Raw genomic sequence first — 12,766 nt, 5'->3', positions numbered from 1 at the left:
TCGCGGTCGCACCATGTCGCGGCCCGTCCCTCGCCAATCCTCGTCCCTGCTTTCGCTGCTGATTACCGGCAGCGTCTATTTCGTGGTGGCGTCGATCGCGCTGATGGCCTCGCGCTTCGAAGGCGGCCTGGCGTTCATTTGGGGCGCCAATGCCTTCCTGATGGCCCAACTTCTGACATCGCGCACGGCCCACTGGCCCCGGACGATCATCGCCTGCGCCATCGCCAGCGCTCTGTCCACGTCGCTGTTCGGAATGGGGCCGCTGGCCGCTCTGCCCATGGCGGCGATCAACGTCAGCGAATCGCTGATCGTCGCGCTCATCTGCCGCCACTATCTCAGCGAGCGGGCCGTCACCGGGTCGGTGCGTCCGCTGGTCGTCTTCATCCTTGCCCTGTGCGGTGTCGCCGATGTCGTGACGGGCGTGGCGGCCGCAGCGGTCGCATCGCTGCTGACGCCCGTCGGCTTCACCGCGTCCTGGCTGCAATGGTATACCGGCCATGCGCTGGGCGGCCTGACCTGCACGCCGATCCTGCTGATGCTGTTGCAGGGAGAGTTCGGACGGTGGATGCGCCACACGCCGACCGCGATGAAGCTGGAGGCATTGGCCTTGCTGGCCCTCTTCACGCTGGTGACCGTGCATATCTTCTACTGGGCGCGCTATCCGATGCTGTTCGCGCCCCTGCTCCCGCTGGTCCTGATCGCATTCCGCGTCGGTCATATGGGTGCGGCGGCATCCATCGTCATCCTTGCGGTGATCGGGGGCATGGCGACCCTGTCGGGCCTGGGGCCGCTGATGATCATTCCCGCGACGCTGGGCGAGCGGGTCCAGGCGTTTCAATTCTATCTGGCGCTCAGTTTCCTGCTGTCCATGCCGGTTGCGGCCGAACTCAATGGCCGGCGGCGGCTGTTCCAGATGTTGCAGGAAAGCGAATCGCGTTTCCGCGCGATCGCCGAACATAGCGGGGACCTGGTGCTGGACATCCGTGTCGACGGGGTGATCACATATGCCTCGCCCTCGGCGCTGGAGCAGATCGGGTGTGCGCCCGATCTGCTGGTCGGCCAGTCCGCCGCCGATCTGGTCGATCCGCGCGATCGCGCCGTCGTATCCGCCGCGCATCGTCGTGCGCTGGCGCAGCCCGGCGCAGTCCACAAGGTCGAGTTTCGTCCCCTTCTTGCGGTCAGCGATCTCGATTGGTGCGAAATGGTCAGCCGGGCCGTGATCGACGACCGCGGCCAGCCCAGCGGGGTCGTCAGCATGATTCGCGACATATCGCGGCACAAGGCGCGGCAGCGAGCGCTGCAACAGGTCGCCGCACGCGATTCGCTGACTGGCGCCGACAGCCGGCGCGCCTTCCTGGAAAAGCTCGACGCCGAAATGCTGCGCGTGCGGCAAGGCGCGCGGTCGAGCCTGCTGCTGATCGACATCGACCATTTCAAGTCCGTCAATGATCGCCACGGCCATAATGCGGGGGACCGCGTGCTCACTGGCTTCGTCGAGCGGCTGGTAGCCGGCTTGCGCGGCGTGGACAGCATCGGCCGGCTGGGGGGCGAGGAATTCGCCATATTGCTGGTCGACTGCGACATCGACCGGGCGACCATCCTCTGTGAAAAGCTGCGCGCGCGGCTGGTCCGTCCGATCGAACTGAATGACCGGGGTGAGGCGATCGGCATCACCTTCAGCGCGGGCCTGGTCGAACTGGATGGCGATTCGACCCGATCAGCCATGCTGGAAGCCGCCGACAAGGCGCTCTATCGTGCCAAGCATAGCGGCCGCAACTGCCTGCGCCTGGCGGCCTGATCCCGCCGCCCGACAGCTATCGCCGCAATGCCGAAATATTCCCGATGTTATGTTGTAACTTACAGCGGGCTGCCCTATGTAGCGACCATCATGCCGCAGAGCCTTCGCCATGCCTTTCTGACCGGACGACTCGATCGCATCGCGATCGCGCTGTCGGGGCTGTGCGTGGCGCATTGCTTCGTGACGGCCGTGGTGCTCGGCCTGCTCGCCTCGGCGGGGGGCATTTTCGAAAGCCCGATCTTCCATGAAGTGGGGCTGGGCCTTGCCATCCTGCTGGGCGCCGTGGCGCTGGGCCATGGCGCGATCGTCCATGGCTTCATGATGCCCGCCGCGATCGGATCGCTCGGACTGGGTGTCATGGCCGGCGCTCTGACCATGGATCATGGCCCGCAGGAAAGCCTCTACACGCTGATCGGCGTCGGTATATTGGCGCTCGGCCACGACCTCAATCACCGCGCCGGTCGATAGCTGGACATGAAAAAAGGGAGCCGGTTCAGGCTCCCTTTTTCGTTCGGCCGACCCTGGCTGGTCAGTTGCCTCGATGGTCGCTGCGATGTTCGCCCCGCACCCAGCGCACGGTTCCGGTGCTGGCGCGCATCACCACGCTTTCGGTGGTGAGCCTGCCGCCGGGCAGGCGCTTGACTCCATGGAGCAGCGACCCGTCCGTCACCCCGGTCGCCGCGAAGATGCAGTCGCCCTTCGCCAGTTCCTTGATGTCGTAGATGCGGTCGAGATCGGTGATGCCCCATTTGCGCGCGCGCGCCTTCTCATCCTCGTTGCGGAAGAGCAGGCGGCCCTTGAACTGGCCGCCGACGCAGCGCAGCGCCGCGCAGGCCAGGACGCCCTCGGGCGCGCCGCCCGATCCCATATACATGTCGATCGTGGTCTCCGGGTCGGTTGTGGCGATCACACCGGCGACGTCGCCATCGGGGATCAGCATGATGCCGCAGCCGATGGCGCGCAGTTCGGCGATCAGCTTTTCATGGCGGGGCCGGTCGAGTACGCAGACGATGATTTCGTGCGGATCGACGCCCTTGGCCGCGGCGACCGCCTCCACATTCTCCTTCACCGACCTGTTGAGGTCGATGATGTTGTCGGGATAGCCGGGGCCGACCGCCAGCTTTTCCATATAGACGTCGGGGGCGTTGAGCAGGCCGCCTTCTTCGGAAATGGCGAGGACGGCGAGCGCATTGGGGCCGGCCTTTGCGGTGATGGTCGTGCCTTCGAGCGGATCGAGCGCGATGTCGATCTTAGGTCCGGTGCCGATCGCGTTGCCGACCTTCTCGCCGATATACAGCATCGGCGCCTCGTCGCGCTCGCCTTCGCCGATCACGACCGTGCCGTCCATGTAGAGATCGTTGAAGGCGAGGCGCATGGCTTCGACCGCGGCGGCATCGGCGGCCTTTTCATCACCGCGCCCGATCAGCTTCGACGCGGCGATCGCGGCGGCTTCGGTGACGCGGACCATTTCCAACACCAGGACACGGTCGAGAATCGAGCTTCCCTGCACCATCTTGTTCCTCTTCCCTTTGCTTTGATTGAGGGCGCTAGGCGCTGGGCCGGCCCTTGTCGAGCGTCGGCCATCATGCGGCCATCATTGGATGATTTCCTTCTCAACCGATGAAAATATCGTGCCTTCCTCTCGCGTTCCTGCTGACGCCGCCGGCCGGTGCGATGGCGGCCGAAGGGCAGGATCCGATGGTGGTCTATCGCGCGAAGACGCAGGTGGCGAAGCCGTGCGACAGGAGCGGCGGCGGCATCGTCGTGTGCGGTAGCCGGGCCGAGCGCAATGCAAAGGAGCGGCTGCCGCTGCCGCGCGATCCGGCGGATGGAGGCGTGGCGAAAGGCGACGCGCCGCGCGCGTCGGCCGCGCCGGTCAAGCAGGGGAGTTGCGGCGTGGTCGGTGGGCAGGGGGCAGGATGCACGGGTGGCCTGCCACTGTTCCAGGCGGCGGGCATCCTGTTGAAGGCGGCGACCGCGATCATCGATCCCGATGCCGATCTCGCTCCGCCGCCGGCGCTGCCCGATCGCTTGGACGGCGCCGGGCTGCACTGACCGACGGGTCAGTCCAGAATGTGCATCACCATCGGCGTGTCGAGCAGGCTGTCCGATCCGGCGAGCCGTTCCAGCGTGTTCCGCACGGCGCGCTCCTCGCTCGCATGGGTGACGATCGCGACCAGCACGCCATCTTCCTGATGGGCGCCGCGCTGGATCATGCTTTCGATCGACACGCCCGCATCGCGGGTGGCGGCGGCGATCTCGGCCAGCACGCCGGGCTGGTCCTTGACCTTGAAGCGCAGATACGCGCGGCCCACGCGCTTGCCGGCGTCGGCGGTCTTCTGTGGGGTGAGCGCGGCGACCGGCATGGCGAAGGCGTCGCCATATTCGTCCCGCGCGACATCGATCAGGTCGGCGACCACGGCCGAGGCGGTCGGGCCATCGCCCGCGCCACGCCCCTGGAAGAAGAGGCGGCCGACAAAATTGCCTTCCGCCACCACGGCATTCAGGGAGCCGTCGACATGGGCGAGCGGATGGTCGAGTGGCACCAGCATCGGGTGGACGCGCTGGAACAGGCCATCGGGTCCATTTTGCGCCATGCCGACCAGGCGGATGCGGAAGCCCAGCGCGGCCGCTTCGGCGATGTCGGCGGCGATGACATGGCGGATGCCGGTGGTGGCGACCGCATCGAAGTCCAGCTCGGTGCCAAAGGCGAGGCTGGCGAGGATGGTCAGCTTGTGCGCGGCGTCCACGCCGTCGATGTCGAAGCTCGGATCGGCTTCGGCATAGCCGAGTTCCTGCGCTTCCTTCAGCACCGCGTCGAAGCTGCGGCCCTCCTTTTCCATGGTGGTCAGGATATAATTGCAGGTGCCGTTGAGGATGCCGTAAACCCGGCTGATCTCGTTGGCGGCGGCGCCTTCGCGCATTCCCTTGATGACCGGGATGCCGCCGGCGACCGCGGCTTCATATTTGAGGGCGATGCCGCCCTTTTCCGCGAGGCGGGCGAGGTCGAGGCCGTGATGCGCCAGCATCGCCTTGTTCGCGGTGACGAAGGGCTTGCCGATGGTCAGGCACTGGCGGGCGAGGGTGAGGGCCGGGCCGTCCGCGCCGCCGATCAGTTCCACCACCACATCGACATCGTCGCGCGTCGCGAGCGTCGTCATGTCGTCGACCCATTCATAGGGCGACAGATCGACGCCGCGGTCCTTGTTGCGGTCGCGCGCGGAAATGGCGACGATCTGAATCGGGCAGCCCGCCCGGCGCGCGATCAGGTCGCCATTCTTCTCCAGCAGCCGAATGACGCCGCCGCCCACCGTGCCGAGGCCGACGAGCGCGACGCGCAGCGGGGCATGGCGGTGCAGATTGGTCATGGCGGCTATCTTCCCTTCCGACGTTCCGAAAGCGGCGCTGATAGCCGCCTCTGCGCCCCTGTCCAAGGAAAAGCGCGATTCAGGCCGCGGTGCGCGTTCGGCCGCAGGAACCGAGCGCATCGAGCACCAGCCTGTAGTCGGTCTGCGCCGCTTCCGCATCGGTGATCGAGAGCGTACGCACCGCGCTCGGCGGCAGGGCGGGGGGCAGGCTGCACGCCAGCCGGTACCAGAGCAGGCTGCCCGGTTCGGGCGGGCGGGCTGCCTCGTCCACGATCTCGCCCAGGGCGACTGCCCAGCGCGGCCCCTGGCCAGGGCGACGCAGGATGGACAGTGAGACGGGCGTGCCGTTTTCGGTGCGCAGGAATATCTGCGTCTCCCCTTCGCCCGCGATCGTGCCCGCGACATGAAAGGCGTCACCCAGCCCGAGAATCCTGGGCGGGGCGTCCGGTGCCACCAGCGCGGACAGAATCTGTTTCACCCGCTCGACCTCGCCGGGGGTCGCCGGGATCTGTGCATCGGGCGCGATCAGTTGGATTTCGCCGGGTCGCCCGCCCGGGCGGGCGAAGAGAATGACCTGGGCCTTCTTCAGCTTGGGCAACTTGCCCCGGGCGTCCAGCGGCGCGTCGTACAGATAGGCCACGGTAGGGCTGATTCCCCCTTCGCCGCGAATCAGGCCGGTGACATCGGCCTCCAGATAGAGCCGCCGATGCCCCTGCGGCACCGTTCCGGCCTGTTCCGGCTTGAGGATGATGATGTTGCGAATACGCACATTGGCCACTAGCGGCGCTTTGTCCGCCAGGTCCACAATATCCGCATAGGACAGGCCCGGACGCGTAGCGGATGTTTGCGGTACCATCGGTCCAATTTGAGCAAAGGCGGGGAAAACCGTAGGATATGCGGCGGAAATGAGGCAGGCGATGCCCAGCGTGCGCGAGAGGATGGCGGATTTCTTCAACAGCTTCGTCCTATGGTTTTGGCCCGTGGCAAGGATATCACAGGCAAGTCTTTCTGATAGGAATTGGTACACGCAAATGAGGATATCGATAAAGCGTTTGCGTGCCACGGTGCGCCGCGATAGGAGTTCGCTCGGTAGCAATTGGACGGACAGGGGCCAAAGGTGGCCGGGATAGCTCCCGGGCAGCTTGGGTCGTTTTTGGCTGATTTGTATAAACCACTGGTAAGATGAGTTAAGGAGTGTCGTTGCCGAATGGCCTATGCTGACCACTCGCAAGGATCGAGTCGCACGATATCGATCGTCATCGTCGCCCTGATTCACGCTGTTCTCGGCTATGCCTTCGTCACCGGTCTTGGCATGAAATATGTCAAAAAGGCGGCGGAACAGCTGAACGTGATCGACGTGAAGGAGGAACCGCCGCCACCGGACGAGGAGCCGCCGCCGCCGCCGCCAGACCAGCCGGTCGAACCGCCGCCGGTCGTCGCACCTCCGCCGATCGTTCAGACCCCGGCTCCGGCGCCGCCGATCCAGACGGTTCGGACGCCCCCGCCGGTGTTCAATCCGGTCCCGGTCGCCGCACCGCCGCCGCCGCCGGCCGCACCGCCACCGCCGCCTCAGGCTGCCACGCGGGCTTCGCCGCGCAGCTCGCCAGGCAGCTGGCTCAGCGATGCGGACTATCCGAGCCGCGCCCAGCGTGAAGAACGTTCGGGTACCGCAGGTTTCCGTCTGGAAATCGGCGCCGATGGCCGGGTGACCAACTGCACCATCACTTCGTCGACCGGCCATGCCGACCTTGACGAAGCGACCTGCCGCCTGCTGCCGCGCCGTGCGCGGTTCAAGCCGGCCAAGGGTTCCGATGGCGCGGAAATGCCCGACACCTACAACGGGCGCATCACCTGGCGTCTGCCGGAATAATCGAAATCGGGAGGGTGCGCGCCCGGCGCCGCCCGTCCCAAGCTTGATCTCATTGAGAGGGAAGTCTTGAACATGTTGATGTATCTCGCAGCTGCGGCTCCGAAGCCGGAAAACCCCTATGGTCTGATGGAAGCCCTCGAGCAGGGCGGCACCATCGCCTGGACCGTCTTCATCATCCTGTGCGGCATGTCGGTCGGCACTTTCTACATTCTGTTCACCAAGCTGATCGAACAGCAGAAGGTGATCAACCAGGGCAAGAAGGTCCGCGCGACCTTCTGGCGTTCGGCCTCGCTCAAGGAAGCCTCGGCCAAGCTGGAAAAGAACTCGGCCTACAAGCAGATCGTCGACGACGGCATCAAGGCTCAGGAAGAGCATGGCAAGCTGAAGGATCCGGTCGAAGCGCATGACTGGCTGCACGGCTCGCTGGCTCGCTCGGAAGCCGCGATCAACTCGTCGCTGGGCGGTGGCCTGGCCTTCCTCGCGACCGTCGGTTCGACCTCGCCGTTCATCGGTCTGTTCGGTACCGTTATCGGCATCTACCGCGCCCTCATCAAGATCGGCGCCGCTGGTCAGGCCTCGATCGACGCCGTTGCCGGCCCGGTCGGTGAAGCTCTGATCATGACCGCCCTGGGTCTGGCCGTGGCCGTTCCCGCGGTGCTCGCCTACAACTTCCTGCAGCGCCGCAACAAGTCGATCGCCGAACAGCTGAACGGCTTCACCGTCGACCTGCTGGCCTATCTGGTTTCGGACGGCGCCGTGAAGCCGGCCGTCACTGCCGCTCCGGCTGCTCCGGCCGCCAAGCCGGCCGCCGCACCGACCAAGGCCTGATCGGTCTCAAGACGCCGGCGCAGGGAATCGGGTGGCGGCTGCGACCGCCCGGTTCCCCCGCCGACCATGGCCCTCGCGATGCCCGCATTGACGGGGCGCCATCGACACCAAGGTTAGGATAGTATCAATGGCAATGAGTGTTGGCTCCGACGGCGGTGACGACAAGCCGATGTCCGACATCAACACGACGCCGCTCGTCGACGTCATGCTGGTGTTGCTCATCATCTTTCTCATCGCGGTCCCGGTCGTCGTCCAGACGGTCGATCTGCAGCTTCCCAAGGTGGCGTTCGAGCCGACCACGACGAAGCCGGAAAATGTGTCCCTCTCGGTCACCACGGCTGCGGATGGCAGCTGCGCGGTTTTCTGGGGCATGGCTCCGGTCAATTCGAACGAGCTGCTCGACCGTGCGGTCGCGAAGCTCGAAGCGGACATCAAGAAGGCTGGCGGCGTTGAAAACATGACGCCCGAGGATCTGCCCGAAGTGCATATCCGCGGCGACATCAATACCCCCTATCGGTGCATCGGCGGCACCATCTACACGATGCAGCGCGCCGGTTTCCCGAAGGTGGGCTTCATCTCCGAACCGGAACCCGGTTCGGGCACCACCCGCCTCTGATCGGCCGAAGAAGGAGAATTCGCCATGGCAATGAGTGCCGGCTCCGAAGATGGCGAGCCGATGGTGGAAATGAACACGACGCCGCTCATCGACGTCATGCTCGTTCTGCTCATCATGTTCATCATCACCATCCCGATCCAGACCCATGCGGTGAAGATCGACCTGCCGCAGAACGCGCCGCCTACGGACAGCGTGATCGACCCGGTCAAGAACAAGGTCGCGATCGACGCCGGTGGCGTCATCACCTGGAACGGATCGCCGATCGACCTGCTGACCCTGCGTCAGTATCTGCAGCAGTCGCTGCGCCTGCCGGTTGAGCCGGAACTCCAGTTCCAGCCGGCCGCAGCAACCCGTTACGTCGTCGTCGACGAGGTGCTGGCGGAGATCAAGCGTGCGGGCGTGACCAAGCTGGGTTTCGTCGGCAACGAACAATATGGCAGCTTCTAAGCGCTGAGATCCAGCCGGTCCGCGCTGTCAGGACTTCCCCCTCACGCGGGGCGGCAGGAATCAGGGCTCATATCTGCCTGCATCTTCAGGGGTCGCTTCGGCGGCCCCTTATTTTTTCCGCGCAGCAGGGCGTCCCTTAACATTTTCCTTACCCTGATCCGCGATCATGCGGGCAAGGACGGACCATGGGCGCAGAACCGCATCTTGAACAGGATCGCAAACGGCGTGGAGCTGATCGCCGGCATGTGCAGATCGGCGTCAAGGTCCGCCGTCCCGGTGAGACCTGGTTCACCAGCCGCATCGCCGACCTTTCGCTGAGCGGATTCCGTCTTCAGAGCTTCATGAAATTGTCGGTCGGCAGCGATCTGTGGGTCATGCTGCCGGGGTTCGAAGGCCGTCGCGCGCGCATATTGTGGACTCGCGGGCATGAGGCGGGATGCACGTTCGAACGCCCCCTTCACCCCGCCATCCTCGACCATATCGTCCGGCTGGGACAGGCCGAAGCGGCCGGCTGACACGCCGATCCCCGGTCAGACGATCGGCCAGTCAGGCGACCGGGCCGTCCTGAAATTGCAGGCTCGCGAGGCGTGCATAGAGGCCGCCTTCACCGACCAAGGCTGCATGGTCGCCCTGCTCCACGATCCGGCCATGATCGAGAACGATGATGCGATCGGCCGCGCGCACAGTCGCGAGCCGATGGGCGATGACGATCGTCGTGCGCCCCTGCATCAGGCGCGCGAGCGCATCCTGCACCAGCCGCTCGGATTCGGCATCCAGCGCAGAGGTCGCTTCGTCGAGCAGAAGGATAGGGGCATCGCGGAGCAGAGCGCGGGCGATCGAGATACGCTGGCGCTGCCCCCCCGACAGGCGCGCGCCGCCCTCGCCCAGAAATGTGTCCAGCCCCTGCGGCAGGGCGCGCAGGAAGCTTTCGGCATTGGCGGCGCGGGCAGCGTCCCATATTTCGGCGTCGCTGGCATCCCAGCGGCCATAGCGCAGATTGTCGCGCGCGGACGCGGCGAAGATGACGCTGTCCTGCGGCACCATCGCCATCATGGCGCGGACCATGGCCGGATCGGCGTCAGGCAGCGGCACGCCGTTCAAGCGGATCGCTCCGCCGTCGGGATCGTAGAAACGCAGTGCAAGCTGGATCAGCGTGGACTTGCCGGCCCCTGACGGGCCGACCACCGCGACGGTTTCCCCCGGTGCGATGTCGAGCGTGACGCCATTCAGCGCGGCCTGGTCCGGGCGGGTGGGATAATGGAAATGCACATCCTCGAAACTGATTCGTCCACCTTGGGCAATGACGGGCACGGACGTCGGCGCGGGCGGGGGCAGGATGTCCGGTTCGGCCCGCATCAGTTCGTCCAGCCGGCTCGCCGCGCCGGCGCCGCGCAGCAGGTCGCCCCAGCTTTCGGACAGTGAGCCGAAGGCGCCCGCCACCAGCCCTCCGGTCAGCACGAAGGCGGCGATGCTGCCGCCCGACAGGCGGCCCGCCGCGACGTCGATCGCACCCAGCCACATGACGCCGGTAATCGACCCGAACACCAGCGCGAAGGCGATCGCTGTCATGGCGGCGCGCAACAGGATGCGACGCCGCGCGGTGACAAAGCCATGCTCGACCGTCGCGTCGAAGCGGGCGGCCTCCCGCGCCTCCTGTCCAAACGCCTGGACGATCCGCATCGCGCCCAGCACTTCGGTGGTCAGGCTGCCGATATCGGCGAGCCGGTCCTGGCTGGCACGCGACAACAGGCGCACCCGCCGGCCCAGGCTGACGAGGACGAGCAGGATGACCGGGATGCCGAGCAGCAGCAGCCCCGCCAGCTTGGGCGCCAAGGCAAACAGATAGGCAAGGCCGCCAATGCCCGTCACCATGTTCCGCAGCGCGACCGACACCGTCGAGCCAACGACCTGCTCGACGATGGCGGTGTCTGCGGTCATGCGCGACGCGATTTCGGAGGGCCGGTTTTCCTCGAAGAATCGGGGCGCCTGACGCAACAGATTCGCCTGGGTGGCGCTGCGGATGTCGGCGACGACGCGCTCGCCCAGCCAGGAGACGAAGTAGAAGCGCAGCGCGCTCGCCAGCGCGAGCACGACCACGATCAGCAGCAGATATTCGAACCAGCGGCTGATGTCGCCGCCGCCCATGAAGCCCTTGTCGATGACCAGCCTGAACCCGTTGGGGATGGCGAGGGTCGCGGCGGACGAGACGATCAGCGCTGCCAGGGCGCCCGCGATCCGCCCGGGATAGCGCCGGACGAAGCGCCAGAGCATCGCCAGGCTGCCGAGAGCGGGGCGTTTGGGCGCGGGCGGCGAAATGGGTGCGGCATCCTCCATGGGCGGCGCTTAGAGCATTTTGAAGTCAGCTGGAACAGCTGACGACCAGCAAAATGCGACAGGCAAATGACCGGCATTTTGAAGTCAGCTGGAACAGCTGACGGCTCGGAAATTGCGACAGGCGATCGACTTGGAACTGCCGGCAGCGCGCAAAACAGGACAAGCGAACCGTTGGCAGTCCGCTCCGCCCGCCTTGAAGGCCGATCAGCTCGCAGGCGCTATGGTTGCCGCCAGTTCCATGATGCGGCGAGGGGTGGCCTGTCCGGTGAGGGCATAGGCCATGTCGCCCGCCTCCCAATAGGCGATGACGTCCCCGGCGCGCTCCGCCAGCATCGGCTTGGCGTCCGCAGGGGTTTCCGCACGGTCGGCGAAGAAGGAGAGATGCTCGCCGCGCGGGCTTTCCAGCGACATGGCGATCGCCGGGCTGTCGGCGGTGGGGAAGAGCTGGACATCGGCGACGCGCCAGCCGACCGGAAGGGCGGGCAGGATAATGCCGGTCGATCGCTCGATCTCCTGAGGGTTCAGTGTCGCGCTCTCCACTTGGGACGCCATCGCCTGGCGCAGCAGGGCGGCCCGGCGGGAAGCTGCCGCCTCGTCGAGGAAGCTGCTGGCCTGCGCCGGCTGGGGAAATTCGCCCAGTGCTCCGCGTGCGATCCAGCCCGTCGCGATCAGCGCTGCGATGCCGGCGGCGCGGCCAAGGTGGCGCCAGGTGCGGGCGGCGTCGTTGTCGTTCGCGACCGGCAAGGTGACGTCGCGACGGCGGCCGACCAACGTGCCCTTGGTGCCGTCCTTCATCAGGCGGAAGTCGATATGCGGCCAGCGCTGCCGCCAGCGTCGGGCCACCAGCCGCTCGCCAGGGCGGGCGGCATCGTCCAGCAGCACCACGCCATCGGGGGAAAGGCGCGCGAACAGGCTGTCGGCGGCGCCGCGCACCAGCGGATGCACGCTCCAGGGCGGGCCGTCGATGATCAGCAGGTCGATCTGGTCTGGCAGGTTGTCGATCGCATACCAGCGGCCCGGCCAGTCCGCGCTTTCGCGGGTCAGCGGCGCGTGGCGAATGTCCACGCCCAGGCCGTTGTCGGCCAGCCACTGGCGGGTGGCATCGACGAAACCGCCATGCTGGTCGAAACTGTGCAGCCGTCCGCCGCCATGCAGTTGCAGGGCGCGCGCCGCGACCAGGGAGGAGGCGCCGGCACCCAGTTCCACGACATGAGCAGGGCGGAGCCGGGTGATTTCGCGCACGATGTGGCGCAGGAATCCGACGTCCGCCTTCCAGCTGCCCAGATGCGGCAGGGCGTCATGGGCGAGGCCCAGCTCGTCCAGCAGCGCGCGCTTGTCCGCCTTGCGCCCGCCCGACAGGCTGGCCAGCAGCCAGGGCCAGCCGATCGCGCCGAAGCCGATGCGCCAGGCCATGTCGGACAGGCGGCGCGGCAGGTCGTCCTCGCCGGGTTGCGTCTCGCTCAGGGGAAGAAAGCCGGTCAGTTCGCGGGATGTCACGGAGCAGA

13 protein-coding genes are annotated in these 12,766 nt (G+C 66.3%); 8 read left to right on the top strand and 5 right to left on the bottom strand.

Translation table 11 applies throughout. The features are described from left to right. The first annotated feature begins 13 nt into the window (after positions 1–13). Complete coding sequence (locus A7Q26_RS21450; RefSeq protein ID WP_066864253.1) at positions 14–1,798, top strand: sensor domain-containing diguanylate cyclase; 1,785 nt, start codon at positions 14–16, stop codon at positions 1,796–1,798. A 90-nt stretch (positions 1,799–1,888) separates the two neighbouring features. Then, positions 1,889–2,266, top strand: a complete 378-nt coding sequence (locus tag A7Q26_RS21445) for a MerC domain-containing protein (protein WP_066864250.1) — start codon at positions 1,889–1,891, stop codon at positions 2,264–2,266. A gap of 61 nt (positions 2,267–2,327) precedes the next feature. On the opposite strand, the gene glpX is transcribed toward A7Q26_RS21445, so the two are convergent. Continuing rightward, positions 2,328–3,311, bottom strand: a complete 984-nt coding sequence (glpX, locus tag A7Q26_RS21440) for a class II fructose-bisphosphatase (protein WP_066864247.1) — start codon at positions 3,309–3,311, stop codon at positions 2,328–2,330. 107 nt (positions 3,312–3,418) lie between these two features. Between glpX and A7Q26_RS21435 the strand changes: the two genes are divergently transcribed. Then, positions 3,419–3,853 (top strand): hypothetical protein, encoded by a 435-nt coding sequence (locus tag A7Q26_RS21435; RefSeq protein WP_066864244.1) that lies wholly within the window; start codon positions 3,419–3,421, stop codon positions 3,851–3,853. Between the two features lie 8 nt (positions 3,854–3,861). Here A7Q26_RS21435 and A7Q26_RS21430 read toward each other — a convergent pair whose 3' ends face one another. Beyond that, positions 3,862–5,166: a homoserine dehydrogenase gene (locus A7Q26_RS21430; protein ID WP_066865245.1), complete on the bottom strand. Its 1,305-nt coding sequence runs from the start codon at positions 5,164–5,166 to the stop codon at positions 3,862–3,864. A 79-nt stretch (positions 5,167–5,245) separates the two neighbouring features. Continuing rightward, entirely contained in the window at positions 5,246–6,124 is an 879-nt protein-coding gene (locus tag A7Q26_RS21425) for a hypothetical protein (protein WP_198163030.1), read from the bottom strand. Between the two features lie 249 nt (positions 6,125–6,373). On the opposite strand from A7Q26_RS21425, the gene A7Q26_RS21420 reads away from it, so the two are divergent. The 5 genes from A7Q26_RS21420 to A7Q26_RS21400 all read left to right on the top strand — a co-directional run bounded on the left by A7Q26_RS21420 (position 6,374) and on the right by A7Q26_RS21400 (position 9,442). Next, complete coding sequence (locus A7Q26_RS21420) at positions 6,374–7,036, top strand: energy transducer TonB (RefSeq protein WP_066864241.1); 663 nt, start codon at positions 6,374–6,376, stop codon at positions 7,034–7,036. 72 nt (positions 7,037–7,108) lie between these two features. Beyond that, on the top strand, positions 7,109–7,864 hold the full coding sequence (locus A7Q26_RS21415; protein ID WP_198163016.1) for a MotA/TolQ/ExbB proton channel family protein: 756 nt from the start codon (positions 7,109–7,111) through the stop codon (positions 7,862–7,864). Positions 7,865–7,991: 127 nt separating this feature from the next. Further along, complete coding sequence (locus tag A7Q26_RS21410; protein WP_066864236.1) at positions 7,992–8,480, top strand: ExbD/TolR family protein; 489 nt, start codon at positions 7,992–7,994, stop codon at positions 8,478–8,480. A 24-nt stretch (positions 8,481–8,504) separates the two neighbouring features. Next, positions 8,505–8,927, top strand: coding sequence for an ExbD/TolR family protein (locus A7Q26_RS21405; protein ID WP_066864233.1), 423 nt, complete (start codon positions 8,505–8,507; stop codon positions 8,925–8,927). A 185-nt stretch (positions 8,928–9,112) separates the two neighbouring features. Then, positions 9,113–9,442 (top strand): PilZ domain-containing protein, encoded by a 330-nt coding sequence (locus A7Q26_RS21400; protein WP_066864230.1) that lies wholly within the window; start codon positions 9,113–9,115, stop codon positions 9,440–9,442. A 31-nt stretch (positions 9,443–9,473) separates the two neighbouring features. Here the strand turns inward: A7Q26_RS21400 and A7Q26_RS21395 are convergent, their stop codons facing one another. Then, the gene (locus A7Q26_RS21395; protein ID WP_066864228.1) at positions 9,474–11,261 is read right to left on the bottom strand and encodes an ABC transporter transmembrane domain-containing protein; all 1,788 of its coding nucleotides are present in this window, start codon (positions 11,259–11,261) and stop codon (positions 9,474–9,476) included. A 204-nt stretch (positions 11,262–11,465) separates the two neighbouring features. Beyond that, entirely contained in the window at positions 11,466–12,758 is a 1,293-nt protein-coding gene (locus tag A7Q26_RS21390) for a class I SAM-dependent methyltransferase (RefSeq protein ID WP_066864224.1), read from the bottom strand. Positions 12,759–12,766: the final 8 nt, after the last annotated feature.

Source organism: Sphingobium sp. TCM1, assembly GCF_001650725.1.
Classification (GTDB): Bacteria; Pseudomonadota; Alphaproteobacteria; order Sphingomonadales; family Sphingomonadaceae; genus Sphingobium.
This window is presented reverse-complemented; position numbering and strand designations above follow the sequence as displayed.

What these genes read in the sequence shown, in the direction of transcription:
- A7Q26_RS21450 (WP_066864253.1), top strand. Translation starts at nt 14, where the DNA reads ATGTCGCGGCCCGTCCCTCGCCAATCCTCGTCCCTGCTTTCGCTGCTG.
- A7Q26_RS21445 (WP_066864250.1), top strand. Translation starts at nt 1,889, where the DNA reads ATGCCGCAGAGCCTTCGCCATGCCTTTCTGACCGGACGACTCGATCGC.
- glpX (WP_066864247.1), bottom strand. Translation starts at nt 3,311, where the DNA reads ATGGTGCAGGGAAGCTCGATTCTCGACCGTGTCCTGGTGTTGGAAATG.
- A7Q26_RS21435 (WP_066864244.1), top strand. Translation starts at nt 3,419, where the DNA reads ATGAAAATATCGTGCCTTCCTCTCGCGTTCCTGCTGACGCCGCCGGCC.
- A7Q26_RS21430 (WP_066865245.1), bottom strand. Translation starts at nt 5,166, where the DNA reads ATGACCAATCTGCACCGCCATGCCCCGCTGCGCGTCGCGCTCGTCGGC.
- A7Q26_RS21420 (WP_066864241.1), top strand. Translation starts at nt 6,374, where the DNA reads ATGGCCTATGCTGACCACTCGCAAGGATCGAGTCGCACGATATCGATC.
- A7Q26_RS21415 (WP_198163016.1), top strand. Translation starts at nt 7,109, where the DNA reads ATGTTGATGTATCTCGCAGCTGCGGCTCCGAAGCCGGAAAACCCCTAT.
- A7Q26_RS21410 (WP_066864236.1), top strand. Translation starts at nt 7,992, where the DNA reads ATGGCAATGAGTGTTGGCTCCGACGGCGGTGACGACAAGCCGATGTCC.
- A7Q26_RS21405 (WP_066864233.1), top strand. Translation starts at nt 8,505, where the DNA reads ATGGCAATGAGTGCCGGCTCCGAAGATGGCGAGCCGATGGTGGAAATG.
- A7Q26_RS21400 (WP_066864230.1), top strand. Translation starts at nt 9,113, where the DNA reads ATGGGCGCAGAACCGCATCTTGAACAGGATCGCAAACGGCGTGGAGCT.
- A7Q26_RS21395 (WP_066864228.1), bottom strand. Translation starts at nt 11,261, where the DNA reads ATGGAGGATGCCGCACCCATTTCGCCGCCCGCGCCCAAACGCCCCGCT.